This window comes from Leclercia sp. GHBNCSD, from assembly GCF_055805075.1.
Genome location: NZ_JBQVYO010000002.1, coordinates 314,499 through 334,047 on the forward strand (window position 1 = coordinate 314,499; position 19,549 = coordinate 334,047).

At 55.8% G+C, this 19,549-nt stretch carries 22 protein-coding genes; 12 read left to right on the top strand and 10 right to left on the bottom strand.

Annotated elements, in window-relative coordinates; translation table 11 throughout:
- Position 1: 1 nt before the first annotated feature.
- Positions 2 to 607: a glutathione transferase GstA gene (gstA, locus tag ACT3IC_RS21840; protein ID WP_159339031.1), complete on the top strand. Its 606-nt coding sequence runs from the start codon at positions 2 to 4 to the stop codon at positions 605 to 607.
- An 83-nt stretch (positions 608 to 690) separates the two neighbouring features.
- Here the strand turns inward: gstA and pdxY are convergent, their stop codons facing one another.
- From pdxY to anmK, 5 genes are all read right to left on the bottom strand, one after another.
- Positions 691 to 1,551 (bottom strand): pyridoxal kinase PdxY, encoded by an 861-nt coding sequence (gene pdxY / locus ACT3IC_RS21845; RefSeq protein WP_103179379.1) that lies wholly within the window; start codon positions 1,549 to 1,551, stop codon positions 691 to 693.
- A 63-nt stretch (positions 1,552 to 1,614) separates the two neighbouring features.
- Complete coding sequence (tyrS, locus tag ACT3IC_RS21850; protein ID WP_103179378.1) at positions 1,615 to 2,889, bottom strand: tyrosine--tRNA ligase; 1,275 nt, start codon at positions 2,887 to 2,889, stop codon at positions 1,615 to 1,617.
- Positions 2,890 to 3,015: 126 nt separating this feature from the next.
- Positions 3,016 to 3,672, bottom strand: a complete 657-nt coding sequence (gene pdxH / locus ACT3IC_RS21855) for a pyridoxamine 5'-phosphate oxidase (RefSeq protein WP_103179377.1) — start codon at positions 3,670 to 3,672, stop codon at positions 3,016 to 3,018.
- A gap of 57 nt (positions 3,673 to 3,729) precedes the next feature.
- Entirely contained in the window at positions 3,730 to 4,053 is a 324-nt protein-coding gene (gene mliC, locus ACT3IC_RS21860; protein WP_103179376.1) for a C-type lysozyme inhibitor, read from the bottom strand.
- A gap of 96 nt (positions 4,054 to 4,149) precedes the next feature.
- Positions 4,150 to 5,274 (bottom strand): anhydro-N-acetylmuramic acid kinase, encoded by a 1,125-nt coding sequence (gene anmK, locus ACT3IC_RS21865; protein ID WP_103179375.1) that lies wholly within the window; start codon positions 5,272 to 5,274, stop codon positions 4,150 to 4,152.
- Positions 5,275 to 5,559: 285 nt separating this feature from the next.
- On the opposite strand from anmK, the gene slyB reads away from it, so the two are divergent.
- Both slyB and ACT3IC_RS21875 read left to right on the top strand, forming a co-directional pair.
- Entirely contained in the window at positions 5,560 to 6,027 is a 468-nt protein-coding gene (gene slyB / locus ACT3IC_RS21870; RefSeq protein ID WP_103179374.1) for an outer membrane lipoprotein SlyB, read from the top strand.
- 184 nt (positions 6,028 to 6,211) lie between these two features.
- Entirely contained in the window at positions 6,212 to 7,570 is a 1,359-nt protein-coding gene (locus ACT3IC_RS21875) for a sensor domain-containing diguanylate cyclase (protein ID WP_159339037.1), read from the top strand.
- Between the two features lie 36 nt (positions 7,571 to 7,606).
- On the opposite strand, the gene slyA is transcribed toward ACT3IC_RS21875, so the two are convergent.
- The gene (slyA, locus tag ACT3IC_RS21880; RefSeq protein WP_103179372.1) at positions 7,607 to 8,047 is read right to left on the bottom strand and encodes a transcriptional regulator SlyA; all 441 of its coding nucleotides are present in this window, start codon (positions 8,045 to 8,047) and stop codon (positions 7,607 to 7,609) included.
- Between the two features lie 187 nt (positions 8,048 to 8,234).
- On the opposite strand from slyA, the gene ACT3IC_RS21885 reads away from it, so the two are divergent.
- Genes ACT3IC_RS21885 through ACT3IC_RS21895 form a run of 3 tightly spaced genes read left to right on the top strand, consistent with a single transcriptional unit; the run spans position 8,235 to position 11,367 of the window.
- Positions 8,235 to 8,471: a DUF1656 domain-containing protein gene (locus ACT3IC_RS21885; RefSeq protein WP_103823914.1), complete on the top strand. Its 237-nt coding sequence runs from the start codon at positions 8,235 to 8,237 to the stop codon at positions 8,469 to 8,471.
- Positions 8,472 to 8,473: 2 nt separating this feature from the next.
- On the top strand, positions 8,474 to 9,337 hold the full coding sequence (locus ACT3IC_RS21890) for an efflux RND transporter periplasmic adaptor subunit (protein WP_156654388.1): 864 nt from the start codon (positions 8,474 to 8,476) through the stop codon (positions 9,335 to 9,337).
- Entirely contained in the window at positions 9,334 to 11,367 is a 2,034-nt protein-coding gene (locus tag ACT3IC_RS21895) for an FUSC family protein (RefSeq protein WP_473479363.1), read from the top strand. The genes ACT3IC_RS21890 and ACT3IC_RS21895 overlap by 4 nt, the downstream gene beginning before the upstream one ends.
- Here the strand turns inward: ACT3IC_RS21895 and sodC are convergent.
- The 3 genes from sodC to ACT3IC_RS21910 form a co-directional block, all read right to left on the bottom strand.
- The gene (gene sodC, locus ACT3IC_RS21900) at positions 11,346 to 11,864 is read right to left on the bottom strand and encodes a superoxide dismutase [Cu-Zn] SodC (protein WP_103179368.1); all 519 of its coding nucleotides are present in this window, start codon (positions 11,862 to 11,864) and stop codon (positions 11,346 to 11,348) included. The genes ACT3IC_RS21895 and sodC overlap by 22 nt on opposite strands.
- Before the next feature lie 80 nt (positions 11,865 to 11,944).
- Positions 11,945 to 12,841 (bottom strand): aldo/keto reductase, encoded by an 897-nt coding sequence (locus ACT3IC_RS21905; RefSeq protein ID WP_156654386.1) that lies wholly within the window; start codon positions 12,839 to 12,841, stop codon positions 11,945 to 11,947.
- Between the two features lie 49 nt (positions 12,842 to 12,890).
- Positions 12,891 to 13,130 carry a DUF1289 domain-containing protein gene (locus ACT3IC_RS21910; RefSeq protein ID WP_103179366.1) on the bottom strand — a complete coding sequence of 80 codons (240 nt, stop codon included), beginning with the start codon at positions 13,128 to 13,130 and terminating at the stop codon, positions 12,891 to 12,893.
- Positions 13,131 to 13,277: 147 nt separating this feature from the next.
- Between ACT3IC_RS21910 and eptA the strand changes: the two genes are divergently transcribed.
- The 5 genes from eptA to rnt all read left to right on the top strand — a co-directional run bounded on the left by eptA (position 13,278) and on the right by rnt (position 17,933).
- Positions 13,278 to 14,906: a phosphoethanolamine transferase EptA gene (gene eptA, locus ACT3IC_RS21915; RefSeq protein ID WP_473479516.1), complete on the top strand. Its 1,629-nt coding sequence runs from the start codon at positions 13,278 to 13,280 to the stop codon at positions 14,904 to 14,906.
- A gap of 38 nt (positions 14,907 to 14,944) precedes the next feature.
- Entirely contained in the window at positions 14,945 to 15,544 is a 600-nt protein-coding gene (locus ACT3IC_RS21920; RefSeq protein WP_103179364.1) for a TetR/AcrR family transcriptional regulator, read from the top strand.
- Between the two features lie 53 nt (positions 15,545 to 15,597).
- Positions 15,598 to 16,695: an alkene reductase gene (gene nemA / locus ACT3IC_RS21925; RefSeq protein ID WP_114315181.1), complete on the top strand. Its 1,098-nt coding sequence runs from the start codon at positions 15,598 to 15,600 to the stop codon at positions 16,693 to 16,695.
- An 83-nt stretch (positions 16,696 to 16,778) separates the two neighbouring features.
- Complete coding sequence (gene gloA, locus ACT3IC_RS21930; protein WP_103179362.1) at positions 16,779 to 17,186, top strand: lactoylglutathione lyase; 408 nt, start codon at positions 16,779 to 16,781, stop codon at positions 17,184 to 17,186.
- Positions 17,187 to 17,282: 96 nt separating this feature from the next.
- Positions 17,283 to 17,933, top strand: a complete 651-nt coding sequence (gene rnt, locus ACT3IC_RS21935; RefSeq protein WP_103179361.1) for a ribonuclease T — start codon at positions 17,283 to 17,285, stop codon at positions 17,931 to 17,933.
- Between the two features lie 44 nt (positions 17,934 to 17,977).
- Here the strand turns inward: rnt and grxD are convergent, their stop codons facing one another.
- Positions 17,978 to 18,325, bottom strand: coding sequence for a monothiol glutaredoxin 4 (grxD, locus tag ACT3IC_RS21940; protein ID WP_032617810.1), 348 nt, complete (start codon positions 18,323 to 18,325; stop codon positions 17,978 to 17,980).
- Between the two features lie 336 nt (positions 18,326 to 18,661).
- Here grxD and ACT3IC_RS21945 point away from each other — a divergent pair, with 336 nt between their 5' ends.
- Positions 18,662 to 19,486: a C40 family peptidase gene (locus ACT3IC_RS21945; RefSeq protein WP_103179360.1), complete on the top strand. Its 825-nt coding sequence runs from the start codon at positions 18,662 to 18,664 to the stop codon at positions 19,484 to 19,486.
- Positions 19,487 to 19,549: the final 63 nt, after the last annotated feature.

Consider the following 19,549-nt stretch of genomic DNA (forward strand, 5'->3'; position numbering starts at 1 on the left):
GATGAAACTGTTCTATAAACCAGGCGCCTGCTCTCTTGCCTCCCATATTACGCTGCGCGAGAGCGGTAAAGACTTCACCCTCAACGGTGTTGATCTGATGCAAAAGCGTCTGGAAAACGGCGATGATTTTTTCGCGGTGAATCCTAAAGGCCAGGTTCCGGCCCTGCAGCTGGAAGATGGCACCCTGCTCACCGAGGGTGTTGCCATTATGCAGTACCTCGCGGACAGCGTCGCGGATCGCCAGCTACTGGCGCCAGCCGGCACTATCGCCCGCTATAAAACCATTGAATGGATGAACTACATCGCCACCGAACTGCATAAAGGTTTTACCCCGCTGTTCCGCCCGGACACCCCGGAAGAGTACAAGCCGATCGTTCGCGCCCTGCTGGAGAAGAAACTGCAGTATGTGAACGCGTCGCTGAAAGAGGATCAGTGGATCTGCGGGCAGCGCTTTACCATTGCCGATGCGTATCTGTTTACCGTCCTGCGCTGGGCACGGGCCGTGAAGCTGAACATGGAAGGATTAAGCCACATTGACGCCTATATGGCGCGTATGGCGGAGCGGCCTGCCGTGGCGGCAGCACTGGAAGCGGAAGGGTTAAAGTAAGCGCTTTTCGCCCGGCGGCGCTTAGCTTGCCGGGCCTACAAGACCTGTAGGCCGGGTAAGCGCAGCGCCGCCGGGCATTGAGGTCAAAGCTGGGTCGCGCTAAAAACGTGTTCCGGCTTCGCAATCCGGTCCTGTGCGGCCACCACCTGCAACTCGTACTCCTGCAGGGCTTTGGTGGCGATCATAATCTCATACACCGCCGCCGTGACGTGCTCAAGCGCATCACGCACCGTTGCCCCCTGCAGCAGTTTCACCAGCAGCAGACCGCTGGTCACATCGCCCACGCCCACCGGCTGACGGCTGCCAAAATCCACCAGCGGACGGCTGATGTGCCAGGCTTCATCTTTGGTCACCAGCAGCATCTCAAAGCGATCCGGGCTGATTCCGGCGCGGGCCAGATGTTTCACCAGCACGATTTCCGGCCCCATCGCAATCAGTTCACGGGACGCCGCAACGGCCTCCTCCACGCTGTTCACCGGATGTTCACAGAGGATCTCCAGTTCAATGAGGTTTGGGGCGATGATGTCGCTGGCCGGGAGAGCGTGACGCACGTGAAACTCCGCCACGCCTGGCGCCACGATACAGCCTTTTTCCGGATGGCCCATCACCGGATCGCAGAAATATTTCGCCGCCGGGTTCGCCGCCTTCACCTGGCGAACAATACCGAGAATATGCTCGCCCTGCTCGGCTGATCCAAGATAACCGCTCAGCACGGCATCGCAGGTTTTGAGTTTGTCGATATCAGCGATGCCCTGAACAATCTCTGTAAGATGAGCGGGCGGCATCACGCAACCGGTCCATTTGCCGTATTGCGTATGGTTGGAAAACTGAACGGTATTTAACGGCCAGACATTGGCCCCGAGACGGCGCATCGGAAATTCTGCGGCGCTGTTGCCAGCATGCCCAAAAACGACGTGGGACTGGATGGCGAGGATATTCTTCATTTTCTTACCACAACCCTGAAAAAATAAAGGGGCGTGGTTTCCCACGCCCCTGTGCTTTTATGATTATTTCCAGCAAACCAGACAGTAATTCTTTTTACCGCGACGCAGCAAGGTATAACGACCAAACAGGCGATCGCTGTCAGCGAAGACGTACTCCGCGTCAGACTGTTTTTCACCGTTAATGGTGATGGCGTTAGAGGCGATGGTTTTACGCGCCTGGCCACGGGACGGCTGAAGCTCAGAGTCGACCAGGGCCTGCATCAGATCGGCGCCTTTTTCCATCTCCACCATTGGCACGCCATCCTGCGCCAGCTGTTCGAAGTCTGCTTCGCTCAGATCGCTCAGGGTACCGTTAAACAGGCTGGCGGTAATGCGCTTGGCCGCCGCTAAGCCCTCTTCGCCGTGAACCAGCTTAGTGACCTCATCGGCCAGCACGTACTGGGCGCGTGGCGCTTTACCGCTGTTTTTGTCTTCTTCTTCAAGAGCATTGATCTCTTCAATGTCCATAAAGGTGAAGAACTTCAGGAAGCGATAAACGTCAGCATCTGCGGTGTTGATCCAGAACTGGTAGAACTTGTACGGGCTGGTTTTCTTCGGATCGAGCCATACCGCGCCGCCTTCAGTTTTACCGAACTTGGTGCCGTCCGCTTTGGTGATCAGCGGAACGGTCAGACCGAAGACCTGATTCTGGTGCAGACGACGGGTCAGATCGATACCGGAGGTGATGTTACCCCACTGATCGGAGCCGCCAATCTGCAGCGCAACGCCGTGCAGCTTGTTCAGACAGGCAAAGTCATACCCCTGCAGCAGGTTGTAGGAGAACTCGGTAAAGGAGATGCCCTGATCGTCACGGTTCAGACGCTGCTTCACCGCTTCTTTGTTGATCATCTGGTTAACGGAGAAGTGTTTACCGATATCCCGCAGGAAGGTCAGCACGTTCATGCTGCCAAACCAGTCGTAGTTGTTCGCAGCGATCGCGGAGTTTTCACCACAGTCAAAGTCGAGGAATGGCGCGACCTGTTTGCGGATTTTCGCCACCCACTCCTCTACGGTATCCGCCGTATTCAGTTTACGCTCAGCGGCTTTGAAGCTTGGGTCACCAATCAGACCCGTTGCGCCACCGACCAGAGCCACAGGCTTATGGCCAGCCAGCTGGAAGCGTTTCAGGCATAACAAAGGAACCAGATGCCCCAAATGCAAGCTGTCAGCGGTAGGATCGAAGCCGCAATAGAGCGCGATCGGGCCTTGCGCCAGTCGCTCTGCTAACGCTTCCTCGTCCGTCACCTGGGCTACCAGCCCCCGCTCTTGCAATTGTTTAATCAAGTTACTGCTTGCCATCAAATTCTCCATGTATAAAACGACTGCACCTTTGCCGGTACACGACTTTTCGCCAGACGCGAAAGGTACATAGAATAAAGCGCTGACCAACGTAGCGCCAGCGCTTAAGAGAACAAATTTCGGGGATTAGGGTGCCAGCCGATCGATTTTCCACGCGCCGTTATCGCGCTGATAGATAAACCTGTCGTGAAGGCGATGTTCACCGCCCTGCCAGAATTCCATCTGCTGAACGGAGACGCGGAAGCCGCCCCAGAAACTCGGCAGCGGCACTTCGCCCTGCTGGAATTTCTGTTTCAGCTCAAGGAACTTGCTCTCCAGCACGCCGCGGGCAGAGATACGGCTCGACTGTTTAGAGACCCAGGCGCCAATCTGACTGTCCCGCGGACGGCTGTGGAAATACTTCACCACTTCAAGGGTTGAGAGACGTTCAACGGAGCCGGTGACCATCACCTGGCGCTCCAGCATATGCCACGGGAAGAGCAAACTGATACGCGGGTTGTTTTCCAGATGCTGCGCCTTACGGCTGCCAAGGTTGGTGTAGAACACCAGTCCTTTGTCATCGTAATGTTTGAGCAGCACGATGCGCTGCCAGGGTTGGCCATTTTCATCGACGGTGGCAACCACCATCGCGGTGGGATCGGCAAGTTGTGCTTCACAGGCCTGTTTTAGCCAGTGCTCAAACAGCACCAGCGGCTCGGCGGGGAGATCCTGGCGACGCAGGCCGCCTTTGGTGTATTCGCGCCGCAGGTGCGCAATTTTCTGCAATTCGTCGTTATCTGACATGGCGTTAACTGACGTTGACAATGGGTGACGCTATTGTGCGCCGCCCCCTGCAAAATCTCAACGCTTCGGATTTTCGATCTGACAATTGTTCAGCACAATGCGATCGCGCTTGTAGACCGTTGCACTGTCGCCTTTCGACCAGAAGACATACACCCCGTCGCTGTATCGGGTCCCGGAAGCGGAGATCCCCTGTTTCAGCGTCAGCAGCTTATTGTCGTACACGAAACTGACTTCCTGACGGGGATTATTGAGCTTAACGGTCAGGGGCTTTTCGTCGCACTGATAGGCCAGCGTGTCGGTTTGCATGCGCTCGACGAACTGGTTGTAAACGCTACAGCTCGCCAGCAGAAAGGGAGTAAAAGCAAGAAGCAGTTTTTTCATGGGTAAATTCCGAAGACTTTCCTGGTCCCGGAGGGCGCGTAGGCCCTCCCGTTTTTTCGGCTATTCTTACCCACAGCAGGCTTAAGTGAAATTCGGTTAACTCTGATTTTGCCGCGGATTCGCTGGAAAAACAGCACCTAACACGCTCGCTTCACGGGCTCCGGTTACCGAGGGTAAGTTCCCCGGCAGACCAGCCACCGTGCGCCACGCCAGCCAGGCAAAGGCCAGCGCCTCCATGTCATCGCCGCTGATCCCTGCTTTGTCGGTGGTGGTTACCTCCGTGCCCGGCAGCAGACCGGCGAGACGGGTCATCACCAGTGGGTTACGGCTGCCGCCGCCGCACACCAGCAGACGCTCGCAGCCCCCGCTCAGCAGCACCTGTTCCGAGACCGAAACGGCAGTAAGCTCTGCCAGCGTGGCCTGTACATCCTCAGGCGCCAGGCCCGGGAAGTTCGCCAGCTGACGCTCAAGCCAGCCGTAGTTGAAGTATTCGCGGCCAGTGCTTTTCGGCGCCGGTGCGGCAAAATAGGGATCGCTGAGCATGCTTTGCAGCAGCGGGATAATAACTTTACCGCTGCATGCCCACTGGGCGTCTTTATCGTAGGCTTTACCCGCCTGACGCCAGATCCAGGCGTCCATCAGCATATTTCCCGGCCCGGTGTCGAAGCCGCGTACCGGCTGGCCTGGGATCAATAAAGAAAGATTGGCGATGCCGCCGATGTTGAGCACCATGCGGCGCTCCGTCGGATGCGCCAGCAGGGCGTGGTGGAACGCGGGGACCAGCGGTGCGCCCTGCCCGCCGAGGGCCATGTCGCGGCGGCGGAAATCCCCCACCACCGTCACGCCGGTTTTGGCGACGATCTGGTTGTTATCGCCTATCTGCAACGTATGCGGCGCATCGCCGCCCGGCTCATGCCAGACCGTTTGCCCGTGACAGCCGATCGCCACCACATCCTGCGGACGAAGATTCTCCTGGTTCATCAGCGCCAGCACCGCATCACCAAACAGGCGTCCGAGCTGCGTATCAAGCTGCCCCAGCTGCGACAGCGTCAGCTGTTGGCCCTGACAGATATTCAGGATCGCCTGTTTCGTCTCCTGGGGAATAGGCCAGCTAAGGCTTGCCTGCTGGGCAACCATATTCTCGTCTATTGCCGCCAGGACGACATCCACACCATCCAGACTGGTTCCTGACATTACGCCAATGTAGCGACCCGATTTCATCCGTTTTCCTTAATCCGTTTGGGCTGATGACTCACTCCACCATAAACCGATTATCAATGCTACGATGGACTCATACTTTTTAACAATAGCTGGCGCTAGGCGTCACTCCAGGAATAATCCGTATCTCCTGCAGGGTGACATCGTCGCTTGTATAGCTATGGTTGAGTGAGAATCGAGTACCATTCTGATTGTGTTTGAGCAAAGATAGGATTTATGGCACCCGATGCCATATAATTTAGCCATAACGGATGCTCAACGAGCGTTTTTGGTGAACAGGAGATTCAAATGATTTTACGTGTACTGGCCGTTTCGCTGGTTGGATTCACTCTGGCTGGCTGTGTTAATGACAACTCCCTGTCCGGGGACGTTTACAGTGCCTCTGAGGCGAAACAGGTTCAGAATGTCACTTACGGCACCATCGTGAACGCGCGCCCGGTACAGATTCAGGGTGGTGATGAGAACAACGTGATCGGCGCACTTGGCGGTGCGGTACTGGGTGGCTTCCTCGGTAACACCGTGGGTGGCGGCACAGGCCGTTCACTGGCAACCGCGGCGGGTGCCGTAGCCGGTGGCGTTGCGGGTCAGGGCGTCCAGGGTGCGATGAACAAATCCCAGGGCGTTGAGTTAGAGATCCGCAAGGATGACGGCAGCACCATTATGGTGGTCCAGAAACAGGGCAATACGCGGTTTGCTGCTGGTCAACGTGTGGTACTGGCCAGCAACGGCAGCCAGGTCACCGTCTCCCCACGTTAATAACGTTATGGGCGTGGTCATCCGATCACGCCCCGCACCATTAAGCATTACTAATATAAATATATTAATTTAATACATTCACATTATTTATATTTAATTCTCGTGCCGCTTGTTCCTGCGCAAAGTATTCCCCCTGCGCTTATGAGATGATTCGCAAATCCTTTTTTCTTTATTTGAAATATTTATGCTTGCGATAAATCATTATATTAAGAACAAGTATGCGCAGTTTTTTGTGGGCTGCTTTATTGTCATCGGAATTTTACACTCTCTTTTTTTTGGCCTGGTCGGAAAGACGGCGTCATTTTCCCCGTTTCTCTTTCCTATGCTCACCATTTTTTTACTGGTATTTCACCTGTTCATCGCCTGTTTCATGGTGATGAAATACTGGTGCGACAGAATGCGTTTATATCTGATGTCCTTTGCATTCGCCTTTATCGGTTCCGCACTGTTGATGGTGGGCACGCTATCCAGCTTCCCGGCCTGGCTGGATCTTTATCAGTTCAACGTCGTTAACTATAACGACGCCATGATCTACTTTGCGTTCCGTCATCTGCTGATGGCCATGCTCTTTATCGTTGCGGCTGTGCTGTACGCTATCCGCAGCCGGCCACTGTCGCGAATTTTCCATCTTTCGATTATTTCAGGCATGTTTATTTTTACGGCCCTGATATTGATACTGGCCTGGCTCTACTCCAGCAACGTGGCTTTATTATCATTAGATTTGGTCGACAACGACACCCGGCAATATCTGTTGCTGTGGAAACGGCCCATTAACATCACGCTCATCACGCTCTGGGTTATTGCATTGGCGATATTGTTGCGTACGACGCGGGTGCGCAATCTGTTCTGGGTGGGCGGGAATTTCTTATGCCTCTGTTATATTGCCACGCTTGCCATGTTGTTTTTAGGTGGACAGGCAGAAGATATCTCGTGGTATCGCGCACGGTTATTTGAAGCCGTCGCCACGCTGCTGATTATGTTCGTGTTGCTTTACGACGTATTTAATCTGTATCGAAAATCGCACCTGAAATATCAACAGTCTTACGAGAACTCCATTCGCGATCCGCTGACACGCCTCTACAACCGCAGCTATTTTTATGATGCCCTGAACCACGCCCTTCATACGGTGAACCCGACGGAGCCGGTCTCGGTTATCGTCAGCGATCTCGATCGTTTTAAGCGCATCAACGACTGCTACGGGCACCTGCAGGGGGATAAGGTGTTGCAGTTTGTCGCCCAGCTGCTGATGGATTCCGTCCGGCCAAATGACGTTGCGGCGCGCATCGGGGGAGAAGAGTTTGTCCTGCTGTTGACCCATACCCCCCCTGAAGCGGCGCGCCAGGTTGCGGAGCGGATACGCTTAAAACTGAGCAGCTTCGATAAAGCCAGCTCGGAGGGACAACTTCCCGAGCCCATCACCATCAGTATGGGCGTGTTTACCGCCATAGCGAAAATCAGTGCGGAAGAGTGCGTCGGGCGTGCAGATAAGGCGATGTACGAGGCAAAAGAGAGCGGACGTAACCGGGTGGTCGTGTTCCAGTAAAGAAAAAGCCTTGCGTTCGCAAGGCTTTTTTAAAGGTTAGTCGCGGGACTGTAGCTCATTGATATTGTGCTCAAGCCGGGCTACCAGCGAGATCAGCAGTTCCAGTTCGGCGGGCGTGATCCCTGAGAGGATCTCACCGCGCGTTTTGCTGATCACCGCCTCCATCTCTGTGATGATGGGGGTGGCTTTCTCAGTGAGTTTAATCCGCTTGGCACGACGATCGCTGGCGCAGGTCTGGCGTGAAATCAGCCCCTTCTCTTCCAGTTGATCGAGCGTTCGTACCAGTGATGGCTGCTCGATGCCAATCGCTTTTGCCAGTTGGATCTGTGACTGGTCGGGTGGCAGCTGATGGATGTTATGCAGCGTGACCCAATGCGTCTGTGTCAATTCCAGAGGTTTCAGGCGATGGTCAATCAGAGCACGCCAGATGCGTACTAACCTTGCCAGATCAGAACCTAGTGGCGATTCCAATTTCATCTCCTTATAATTAGCTTGCTAAGTTATTATACTGATTTTAGAATAGTGTGCAGCATTTATATTGCCAAAACAAATGCAATACTGCATACATCCTTGATGAGAGTCTGATTTACACTTTGTTGTGACGCCCCAGCGCGTTATGCGGCCGCGCTTTTTGGCCACGACCCATTTGCAAAGGAACCGGCACGTGACGTTCACGCTTAACGCCTCGGGGTTACCGCTTCAGGATCTGATAGTAGGTGCCTCGGTTTACTTTCCCCCTCTGTTCAAAGCGGTGATGCTGGGTTTTATTCTCTGGCTGGTCACCCACCGCTTGCTGCGCGACTGGATCTATTCCGGTGAAATCTGGCACCCCATGCTGATGGATCTTTCGTTATTCGTCCTTGCAGTCTGCCTGGGCCTGGTTCTGCTCATTGTGTGGTGACTATGCTTATGAAAACAATTAAATATTTTTCATCATTACTGGTTCTGGCCGTGGCGCTTATCGCCGGATGGTGGCTATGGAATTATTATATGCAGTCCCCCTGGACCCGGGACGGAAAGGTGCGCGCCGAGCAGGTCAGCGTGACGCCCCAGGTTTCCGGCACGATTACCACCCTGCACATTAAAGATAACCAGTTTGTCCATGCGGGAGAGGTGCTCTTCAGAATTGATCAGACCCCGTTCCATATTGCAGTGCTTAACGCCGAGGCGCAGCTGGCAAAAGCTCAGTCCGATCTCTCAAAAGCCAATAATGAAGCGAACCGGCGCCGCCACCTGTCGCAAAAATATATCTCCGCCGAAGATCTGGATACCGCCAATATTAACGTCAAAGCGATGCAGGCCAACGTAGCGGTGGCTGAAGCGACGCTAAAACAGGCGCAGTGGCAATTGACCCAGACGGTGGTTAAAGCACCGGTGGACGGCTGGGTCACCAATCTTTCAACCCGGGTGGGTGATTACGCCTCCACGGGCCAGCCGGTGTTCGCCCTGGTCGACAGCCACTCCTTTTACGTGGTGGGCTATTTTGAAGAGACCAAGCTCCGGCATATCCGTGAGGGTGCGCCGGTGCAGATCGTACTCTACAGCAGTTCGCAAACGTTACAGGGTCACGTATCGAGTATTGGTCGGGCTATCTACGATCAGAGCGTGGAGACCGATTCAGGGCTAGTGCCCGACGTGAAACCTAATATTCCCTGGGTGAGGCTGGCGCAGCGCATCCCGGTGCGCATCAGTTTCGACAAGCTACCGCCTGACCTGACGCTGGTCTCCGGCACCACCTGTACCGTCTCTGTGGGAACCGCCCGGTGAACCTCCCCGCTTTTTCATGGCGCAACCTGCCGTGGATAAAGGCGACCCCGGCGCAGTGGCGCTACGCCCTGCGCAACGGGATAGCGATGTGCCTGGCTCTCACTGTCGCCTACTGTCTTAACCTCGACGAACCCTACTGGGCGATGACCTCGGCGGCGGTGGTCAGCTTCCCGACCGTTGGCGGTGTGATCAGTAAAAGCCTTGGCCGCGTGGCGGGCAGCCTGCTCGGTGCCACCGCTGCGCTGATTATTGCCGGTCATACGCTCAACGACCCGTGGCTATTTCTGTTCAGCATGGCGGCCTGGCTGGCGCTTTGCACCTGGGCCTGCGCCCATTTCACCAATAACGTCGCCTATGCCTTCCAGCTGGCTGGATACACCGCGGCGATCATCGCGTTCCCGGTCATTGATATTCTCGACACCACCCAGCTGTGGGATATCGCCCAGGCCCGCGTGTGCGAAGTTATTATTGGCATCCTTAGCGGCGGGGTGATGATGATGATCCTGCCCAGCACCTCCGACGGCAAAGCCCTCATCACCGCGCTGAAAACCATGCACATCCGGCTGCTGGAGCACGCCAGCCTGCTGTGGCAGCCCGACAGTAACGATGCCATTCGCCTGGCCCACGAGAAGGTTATCGCCCAGATCCTGACCATGAACCTGCTGCGTATCCAGGCTTTCTGGAGCCACTACCGTTTTCGCCGCCAGAATGCCCTGCTTAATTATCTCCTCCACCAGCAGCTTCGGATGACCAGCGCCATCTCCAGTCTGCGCCGCATGCTGCTGAACTGGCCCAATCCGCCCGCCCACACCCGGGAGGTTATCGATCAACTCCTCGCCGCCCTTGCCCGTCCTGACGCCGATTTTTATACCGTGGCGCGGATCCTTGCTCCACTGAGGCCAGGCACCGACGCGGATTACCGCCATCGTGCCTTCTGGCTGCGACTACGCTATTTCTGCCGTCTGTATCTACAGAGCAGCCGCTGGATAAAAGCCGTTGAAACCGCGACGCCGATAACAGAATTTATCGTTCCCCGCAGCCCGGCGCTGGCCCGGCATACTGATAATCTGGAAGCGCTCTGGAGCGGCTTTCGCACCTTTTGCGCCCTTAGCCTGGTAGGCGCCTGGACCATTGCCGCCCAGTGGGATGCAGGGGGGGCGGCCCTGACCCTGGCCGCGATCAGCAGCGTGCTCTATTCGGTGGCGGCCTCGCCCTTTAATTCGCTCACGCTGCTGCTGCGCACCCTAATCCTGCTCTCGCTCTTCAGCTTTGTGGTCAAGTTTGGTCTGATGGTGCAGATCTCGGACCTCTGGCTGTTCCTGCTGTTTCTCTTCCCGCTGCTGACCACCATGCAACTTATGAAGCAGCAGATGCCCGCCCTCGCCGGTCTGTGGGGGCAGCTTATTGTCTTTATGGGTTCATTTATTTCAGTGACCAACCCGCCGGTGTATGACTTTGCCGATTTTCTCAATGACAACCTGGCAAAAATACTTGGCGTGGGGCTGACGTGGCTGGCCTTTGCGGTGCTGCGTCCGGGCTCCGATGCGCGTAAGAGCCGTCGTCACATTCGCGAATTGCGGCGCGGATTTGTCGATCAGCTGAGCCGCAGGCCGCGGCTCAGCGAGAATGGCTATGAATCGCTGGTCTATCACCATGTTAACCAGCTCAATAACAGTCAGGATGCGCTGGCGCGACGCTGGCTGCTGCGTTGGGGAGTGGTGCTGCTGAACTGCAGCCATGTGGTCTGGCAGTTACGGGACTGGGAGACGCGCTCGGATCCGCTGGCCCGGGTGCGCGACGTCGCCGTCTCACTGCTGCGTGACATCATGAGCGAACGCGGCGTACAGCAGCGTCCCCTGGCCGCCACGCTGGATGAGCTTCAGCGTATCTGTGACACTCTGTCGCATCATCTGCAGCCCGCCGGACAAGAGCTTGCGGCCCTGATCTGGCGACTGCACTGCTCGCTATCCCAGCTGGAACAGGCACCCGCACCGGGCACCCTCAGCGATCAAATCACCCCGCAGGCGTAGCGCTCCCCGCCACCGCCAAGAGGTTTAGGGTGATCCGACATATTATCCCCACCGACATGGATCATCAGCGCTTTGCCTTTTACCTCATCCAGCTTTTTGAGGCGCGGGGCAACGACCGGGTCGGTCGCTTTACCGTCATTGTTGACCACCAGCGCTGGCAGATCGCCTAAGTGGCCCATCCCCTCCGGCCCTTCATGTTTGCCGGTGTTATGGGGATCGAGGTGTCCACCCGCGGCCTCAGCGGCGGACGGTTTGCCATCTTTCATGGCCGGTTCGCAGGAGCCTTTGGCATGGACGTGATAACCGTGTTCGCCCGGAGGGAGGGCTTTGAGATCCGGGGAAAACTCCAGGCCTTTATCGGTTTCAGTGATGGTGACTGTCCCGATGGACTGGCCGATCCCCTGAGAGGTGACGAGGTTCATCTTTACTTCTTCGCTGGCAGCCTGCGCACCTGCACAAACCACCAGCGTTAACGCTGCCAGAGTAAATCGCTTCATATGACCTCCTTGGTTATTTTTTGCCCCTTAAGTTTATACCAGGGGCAACGTTTTAACCGGAAAGTCAGACAAATAGAGAATTACGGCACGTCGTAACCCAGCGCGGCTTTGCGGATGCGGAACCACTGCTGGCGGGTCATGTTCAGCTGCTCTGCTGCCAGCGCTGAACGTACACGTTCAATTTTGCCGGAACCAATGATCGGCAGCGGCTGGGATGGCAGACGTAAAATCCACGCATAGACCACCTGCTCGATAGTTTCGGCATTCAGCTCCTGGGCCACCTTCGCCAGCTCATCGCGCAGCGGCTGGAAGGCATCATCATTAAACAGGCGACCACCGCCGAGGCAGGACCAGGCCATCGGGCGAATACGCAGCTGCTGGAGCTGATCGAGGGTACCGTCCAGCAGCAGCGGCTGATAAACCGGCGAAATTTCAACCTGGTTAGTCGCCAGGGTGAACGGCAGACGCGACTGCAGCAGGGCAAACTGGGCTGGCGTAAAGTTAGAGACGCCAAAATGGCGCACCTTGCCGCTCTGGTGCAGGGCGAGGAAGGCTTCGGCAACCTCATCGGCGTCCATCAGCGGATCGGGACGGTGGATCAGCAGCAGGTCAAGGCGATCGGTCGCCAGATTCGTGAGGGACTGTTCTGCACTACGAATAATATGGTCGCGGTCGGTAATGTAGTGGCCGAGGGCATGCTCCGCTTTCGCCGTGGTGGCGATACCGCATTTGGTGACGATCTCCATACGCTCACGCAGCGCGGGAGAGAGCTTCATCGCCTCACCAAAGGCTGCTTCACACTCGTAGCCGCCATAAATATCGGCGTGATCGACAGTGGTGATCCCCAGATCCAGATGCTCTTCAATAAAACTGGCCAGCTCCTGGGCGGACATGTTCCAGTCCATCAGACGCCAGTAGCCCATCACAAAACGAGAAAACTCCGGGCCCTGCGGGGCAAGGGTAATACGCTGAACCATACCAATTTCCTTTAAAAAAAGTCTGGGGAGAGTATACGCGTTTGTGACGCTAAAAAAGTGAGGGCTGCTGAGGTTCTTCAGCTTCAGGGGGCTTGTTTGCGCGCAATTTACGCAAAAGACGCTGGCGGCACAGGCGCAGGATCTCCTGTTTCTGGGCATCGCTCATCGACTGCCAGTTAAAACGCTCTTCCCGGCTGCGCATACAGCCGCGACAAAACCCTCGCTCATCCGACTGGCAAATACCGCGGCACGGGCTCTGGACAGGAAAGAACTCCAGTTGTTCAGCCACACGCACCTCCCGAAACCCAAGATTCAGTAAAGTGAAGACCTTAAGCCGGGGTTACGCAAGAGGTCAACCACAGAATTGTGGCATTAAGGTTTCACTAATCTTCGCTCCCTATACTCGCCTCATCACTATTCTTGCTGGTTGACGATGATGCAGATGTTAAAAAAGTTACAGTGTAACGATACAAAATTTACGCTGGGCTGCGCGCTCCTGTTTACCCTGTTAAACGCCCTCTTTATTCACCGCAGCTGGCAGGTGATCGCCCCCACCCGGCTGCATGATTTTGTCTTTGCCCTGACCGTGCCGCTGGTACTTTTCTGCGGCTGGGTCATCGTCTTCAGCATTCTGAATATTCCATTCATCCGCAAACCGCTGCTGGTGTTGATCACTCTGGGATGCGCGGCGGCGACCTGGTTCATGTTTACCTACGGGGCGGTGATTGACCAGAATATGATGGTTAACGTCTTCGAGACCAACTCTCAGGAGGCCACGGCGCTTATCACTCCGCAACTGGTGCTGTGGCTGGCGATCGCCGGGCTGGTGCCAGCCGCCGTGCTGGCGCTGATTCGTATTCGTCCGGGTAAGTGGTGGCAGACGCTGTTGATGCGCGTGGCGGCCATCCTCGCGAGCCTGGTGGTGATCCTTCTGGTGGCCGCACTCTTTTATAAGGACTACGCCTCGCTGTTTCGCAACAACAAAGGCATCGTCAAAATGGTGACGCCAGCGAACTACGTCAGCGCCATCGTTAAGTACAGCAAGGCGCGCTGGTTTGCCGGCGACCAGACTCTCATCCATCTCGGGGAAGACGCGCGTAAAGGCCCGGTGCTGCTGGCGCAGCAGAAAAAAACCGTGCTGGTGCTGGTGATTGGCGAGGCGTCCCGGGCTGAAAACTACTCCCTCAACGGTTACGGGCGTGACACTAACCCTGAACTGGAAAAGCAGGAGATGATTAACTTCCCGCAGGCCTCCTCCTGCGGCACTGAAACTGCCGTCTCCGTGCCGTGCATGTTCTCAGGAATGCCGCGCAAAAAATATGATGCCGATCTGGCCCATCATCAGGAAGGGTTGCTGGATGTGCTGGCCCACGCCGGGGTAAACCTGCTGTGGCGTGATAACGATGGCGGCTGCAAAGGGGCCTGTAATCGCATCCCGCATACCGACATGACCCAGTGGAAGCTGGATCAGTTCTGTAAGGATAAATCCTGTATTGATGACGTTAACCTCTATCGTCTGAATGAGACCCTTGATGGGCTTAAACAGGATACGGTGCTGGTGATCCACCTGATGGGCAGTCACGGCCCGGCCTACTATCAGCGCTATCCGGAGCAGTACCGCAAATTTACGCCGACCTGTGACACCAACCAGATCCAGGATTGCGATCACCAGGCGCTGATGAACACTTATGACAATACCATCCTCTATACCGACAGCGTGGTGAGTAAAACCATCGACGCCCTGAAGGCGCGTCAGGCGACGATGAACACGGCGCTGGTTTATCTCTCCGATCATGGCGAATCGCTGGGGGAAAACGGTCTTTACCTGCACGGTACGCCGTATATGCTGGCACCTTCGCAGCAGACGCACATTCCGTTCATGTTCTGGCTCTCGCAGGACTATAAAAAGAATTTTGGCGTGGATGCGCTGTGCCTGCGTAATCAGGCCGCGAAAGAGGCGGTGTCGCAGGATAATCTTTTCTCCACGGTGCTGGGGATGATGAACATTCGCACCTCCGTCTATCAGCCGCAGATGGATCTGCTTACCGCCTGTCGTCGAACGTAAGGCTTGCAATAGACCGATTGGTCTATTACATTGTCGACATGAATAAGCACACTGAACACGATACACGCGAACATCTCCTTGCGACCGGCGAGCGTCTTTGCATGCACCGCGGGTTCACCGGGATGGGTCTGAGCGAGCTGCTGAAAACCGCCGATGTGCCGAAGGGGTCGTTTTATCACTACTTCCGCTCAAAAGAGGCGTTTGGCGTGGCGCTGCTGGAGCGGCATTACGCGGATTACCATCAGCGTCTGGCCAGCCACTTCGCCAGCGGTCAGGGCAATTATCGCGATCGTGTTCTGGCTTATTATCAGGAGACGCTGGCCCAGTTCTGCGCCCAGGGCATTATCAGCGGCTGTCTGACGGTAAAACTCTCTGCTGAAGTGTGCGATCTCTCGGAAGATATGCGCACGGCAATGGATAAAGGGGCCACGGGTGTCATCACCCTGCTGGCGCAGGCGCTGGCGAAGGGGCGGGAGGAGAAATCCCTGGCCTTCGTCGGGGAACCGCTCACCCAGGCGCAGGTGCTCTACTCCCTGTGGCTGGGGGCCAATCTGCAGGCCAAAATGTCCCGCAGCGCGCTGCCGCTTGAGAGCGCGCTGGATCATGTCAAAACCATCATTGCTACGCCTGGCAGTTAACAGGCGTTTTTATTTCGCAAATTACTAGACGACCGGTCTACTCAGGAGCCTTTATGTCAGCTGAAAAATTGTTTACCCCGCTTAAGGTGGGCGCAATCGAAGCACCAAACCGTGTCTTTATGGCGCCCCTCACCCGCCTGCGCAGCATTGAGCCGGGCGATATCCCAACGCCGCTGATGGGCGAATACTATCGCCAGCGTGTCAGCGCGGGACTGATCATCTCCGAAGCCACGCAAATTTCTGCTCAGGCAAAAGGTTATGCCGGCGCCCCTGGCCTGCACAGCCCGGAGCAGATCGCGGCGTGGAAGAAAATCACCGACGGCGTGCATGCTGAAGATGGCCGCATCGCGGTTCAGCTGTGGCACACTGGCCGTATCTCCCACAGCAGCATCCAGCCTGGCGGTCAGGCGCCGGTATCTGCCTCTGCGATCAATGCGGGGACCCGCACCTCCCTGCGCGATGAGAATGGCAACGCCATTCGCGTTGACACCACCACGCCACGTGCGCTGGAGCTGGACGAGATCCCGGGGATCGTGAACGATTTCCGCCAGGCCGTCGCCAATGCCCGCGAAGCTGGTTTCGATCTGGTTGAACTGCACGGGGCCCACGGCTATCTGCTGCACCAGTTCCTGTCGCCTTCCTCTAACCAGCGTACTGACCAGTATGGCGGCAGCGTTGAGAATCGCGCCCGTCTGGTGCTTGAGGTGATTGATGCGGTTTCTGCAGAGTGGAGCGCGGATCGCATTGGTATTCGCGTCTCGCCAATCGGTTCTTTCCAGAACGTGGATAACGGCCCGAACGAAGAAGCCGACGCGCTGTACCTGATCGAAGAGCTGGCAAAACGCGGCATCGCTTATCTGCACATGTCCGAGCCAGACTGGGCTGGCGGCGAGCCATACACCGATGCCTTCCGTCAGAAAGTGCGCGACCGCTTCCCGGGCGTGATCATCGGTGCCGGGGCTTATACACCGGAGAAAGCCGAAGATCTGATTAACAAAGGGCTGATCGATGCCGTGGCCTTTGGCCGCGCCTATATCGCCAACCCGGACCTGGTGGCTCGCCTGCAGCGCAAAGCCGAGCTGAACCCGCAGCGTCCGGAGAGCTTCTACGGCGGCGGCGCGGAAGGTTACACCGATTATCCCTCTTTATAAGCCCCCGCATTGATAGCGGCGACACTTCGCCGCTATACTAAAACATCGTTTCTGTTCAAGATGATAAAAGCTAAGAGGATAATATGCGCCTACTTCACACCATGCTGCGCGTTGGCGATCTGCAACGTTCCATCGAGTTTTACACTAACGTGCTGGGCATGACCCTGCTGCGCACCAGCGAAAACCCGGAATACAAATACTCCCTGGCCTTTGTCGGTTATGGCCCGGAGAGCGACGAAGCGGTTATCGAACTCACCTATAACTGGGGTGTGGATAGCTACGAGCTGGGTACAGCCTACGGTCATATCGCCCTGGAGGTGGATAACGCGGCAGAAGCCTGCGAGCGGATCCGCAGCAACGGCGGTAACGTGACCCGTGAAGCGGGTCCGGTTAAGGGCGGCACCACCGTGATCGCCTTCGTTGAAGATCCGGACGGTTATAAAATCGAACTGATCGAAGCCAAAGACGCCGGTCGCGGTCTGGGCAACTGATCCTGACGGGCGCGCCATGCGCCCGTTGTTTTACTGCATCTCGCCTCAAAATTTGCCATAATACGCACTGCTTTTTTCCCCTTGTAAGAGATCCAGATGTCCGATAACGCTCAACTTACCGGTCTGTGCGACCGTTTTCGTGGTTTTTATCCTGTCGTGATTGATGTCGAAACCGCTGGATTTAACGCCAAAACCGATGCGCTGTTGGAAATTGCCGCCATCACGTTGAAGATGGATGAACAGGGCAATTTGCTGCCGGATACCACGCTGCATTTTCACGTTGAACCCTTTGAAGGGGCGAACCTGCAGCCTGAGGCGCTGGCATTTAATGGCATTGATCCGCATAACCCGCTGCGTGGGGCAGTGAGTGAATATGACGCGCTGCATGCCATCTTTAAAATGGTGCGCAAGGGCATGAAAGAGCAGAACTGTAATCGCGCGATCATGGTGGCGCACAATGCTACCTTCGATCACAGCTTTATGATGGCTGCCGCCGAGCGCGCGTCGCTGAAACGTAATCCGTTCCACCCGTTTGTGACCTTCGATACCGCGGCCTTAAGCGGGCTGGCGCTGGGGCAAACCGTGCTGTCGAAAGCCTGTATTACCGCCGGTATCGATTTTGACGGCACACAGGCGCACTCCGCCCTGTACGATACCGAACGCACGGCGGAACTGTTTTGCGAAATCGTTAACCGCTGGAAGCGTCTCGGCGGCTGGCCGCTGCCAGATGTTGGCAACAACGCATAAAAAAAGCGACCGGAAGGTCGCTTTTTTATTTACCGTGCGCGAGATTACTCGGCGCCTGGCTCTTCAGATTTGTACTTCGCAGCCGTCTCTTTGATCAGCTGCTGCAGTTCGCCGCGCTGATACATCTCAATCAGGATGTCGCAACCGCCAACCAGTTCACCGTCAACCCACAGCTGCGGGAAGGTCGGCCAGTTAGCGTATTTTGGCAGCTCAGCGCGGATATCCGGGTTCTGCAGAATATCAACGTAAGCAAAACGTTCGCCACAGGCAGAGAGCGCCTGCACCGCCTGAGCGGAGAAACCACAGCTAGGCAGTTTCGGAGAACCTTTCATGTACAGCAGGATCGGGTTTTCAGCAATCTGCTGCTGAATTTTTTCAATAGTAGTGCTCATGTCTTGCTTCCTTTTACTTCTGTTACGGCAATAGTCTGACATTGTAGCGTTTCAGGCCGACTACGGAAAATAACATTTTCGTCACGTACAGGATTTTACCGCGCGTGACGTAAAGTTGCATTGTAAAACTACCTTATCCCGTTCCCCCCTGCGTCTTTGCTCAGCGAATGTACAGATCAACCGGTTGAAATTCTGTTTTTTTGCACTTGCTAACGAAACGCAGTTTTAGATGCAAAAAGTTTATTAACGCAGGGGCTTTTTATAGATTAGAATCGACAAGTTTTGTAAATCAGACGCAGGATAATTTATATCCAGCTATTACCAGGGGAATGCCCAGTGGCGCGAATAAATAAATTCTCGATCACGCTCTGTGCTTTGCTGTTTTCATCTCTCACCTTCACGCCGGTGGCAAACGCCTCAGAGCAGGCGCGGCCTTCTGCCGCCCACAAAACGCATCTGGCAAAAGCCACCGAACCGAAGAAAAAAAGCAGCAGCGGCAAAACCACGAAGAAAGAGAGCACCAGCAAAAAAAGCACCGCCAGTAAAAAGAGCAGCAGCAAAAAAAGCAGCCTCGCTAAAACACAGCCAGCCACCTCCAGTAAGAAAAGCAAAAATTCCTCCCGCAGCGCGCCCCGTACAACTCAAACCGCTTCGCGCGTTGTGACAGAAAAATGTACTTCCCGTAAAGGCCATAAAGCGCAGTGCGTGAAAACCAGCAAGACCACGACCCTTGCCGAAGCGCATAAAGTCCGGGTGCAAAAAGCGCAGAAAACGGCGCTAAATAAGCTAATGGGCCAGATTGGTAAACCGTATCGCTGGGGCGGCAGCTCACCGCGTACCGGTTTCGACTGCAGCGGCCTGGTCTATTACGCCTATAAAGATCTGGTTAAGTTCCGCATTCCGCGTACCGCCAACGAAATGTACCATCTGCGTGACGCCTCCCCGGTGGATCGCGGTGAGCTCGAAAGCGGCGATCTGGTGTTCTTCCGCACCCAGGGTCGCGGCACCGCCGATCACGTTGGTGTCTACGTTGGCAACGGCAAATTTATTCAGTCGCCGCGTACCGGCCAGGATATTCAGCTCACCTCCCTGAGCGAAGAGTACTGGCAGCGCCATTACGTTGGCGCTCGCCGCGTGATGAAGCCCAGCACGCTGCGTTAACCCCCTGCCCCGCGGGTAAGCCTGCGGGGTAAGTTCCTCTTTTGTAGGGTCTTTCAATTTGCT

What these genes read in the sequence shown, in the direction of transcription:
- mliC (WP_103179376.1), bottom strand. Translation starts at nt 4,053, where the DNA reads ATGAAAAAACTGCTTCTTGCTTTTACTCCCTTTCTGCTGGCGAGCTGT.
- pdxH (WP_103179377.1), bottom strand. Translation starts at nt 3,672, where the DNA reads ATGTCAGATAACGACGAATTGCAGAAAATTGCGCACCTGCGGCGCGAA.
- anmK (WP_103179375.1), bottom strand. Translation starts at nt 5,274, where the DNA reads ATGAAATCGGGTCGCTACATTGGCGTAATGTCAGGAACCAGTCTGGAT.
- ACT3IC_RS21920 (WP_103179364.1), top strand. Translation starts at nt 14,945, where the DNA reads ATGAATAAGCACACTGAACACGATACACGCGAACATCTCCTTGCGACC.
- slyA (WP_103179372.1), bottom strand. Translation starts at nt 8,047, where the DNA reads ATGAAATTGGAATCGCCACTAGGTTCTGATCTGGCAAGGTTAGTACGC.
- nemA (WP_114315181.1), top strand. Translation starts at nt 15,598, where the DNA reads ATGTCAGCTGAAAAATTGTTTACCCCGCTTAAGGTGGGCGCAATCGAA.
- gstA (WP_159339031.1), top strand. Translation starts at nt 2, where the DNA reads ATGAAACTGTTCTATAAACCAGGCGCCTGCTCTCTTGCCTCCCATATT.
- ACT3IC_RS21905 (WP_156654386.1), bottom strand. Translation starts at nt 12,841, where the DNA reads ATGGTTCAGCGTATTACCCTTGCCCCGCAGGGCCCGGAGTTTTCTCGT.
- slyB (WP_103179374.1), top strand. Translation starts at nt 5,560, where the DNA reads ATGATTTTACGTGTACTGGCCGTTTCGCTGGTTGGATTCACTCTGGCT.
- grxD (WP_032617810.1), bottom strand. Translation starts at nt 18,325, where the DNA reads ATGAGCACTACTATTGAAAAAATTCAGCAGCAGATTGCTGAAAACCCG.
- eptA (WP_473479516.1), top strand. Translation starts at nt 13,278, where the DNA reads ATGCAGATGTTAAAAAAGTTACAGTGTAACGATACAAAATTTACGCTG.
- ACT3IC_RS21890 (WP_156654388.1), top strand. Translation starts at nt 8,474, where the DNA reads ATGCTTATGAAAACAATTAAATATTTTTCATCATTACTGGTTCTGGCC.
- gloA (WP_103179362.1), top strand. Translation starts at nt 16,779, where the DNA reads ATGCGCCTACTTCACACCATGCTGCGCGTTGGCGATCTGCAACGTTCC.
- rnt (WP_103179361.1), top strand. Translation starts at nt 17,283, where the DNA reads ATGTCCGATAACGCTCAACTTACCGGTCTGTGCGACCGTTTTCGTGGT.
- sodC (WP_103179368.1), bottom strand. Translation starts at nt 11,864, where the DNA reads ATGAAGCGATTTACTCTGGCAGCGTTAACGCTGGTGGTTTGTGCAGGT.
- pdxY (WP_103179379.1), bottom strand. Translation starts at nt 1,551, where the DNA reads ATGAAGAATATCCTCGCCATCCAGTCCCACGTCGTTTTTGGGCATGCT.
- ACT3IC_RS21875 (WP_159339037.1), top strand. Translation starts at nt 6,212, where the DNA reads ATGCTTGCGATAAATCATTATATTAAGAACAAGTATGCGCAGTTTTTT.
- tyrS (WP_103179378.1), bottom strand. Translation starts at nt 2,889, where the DNA reads ATGGCAAGCAGTAACTTGATTAAACAATTGCAAGAGCGGGGGCTGGTA.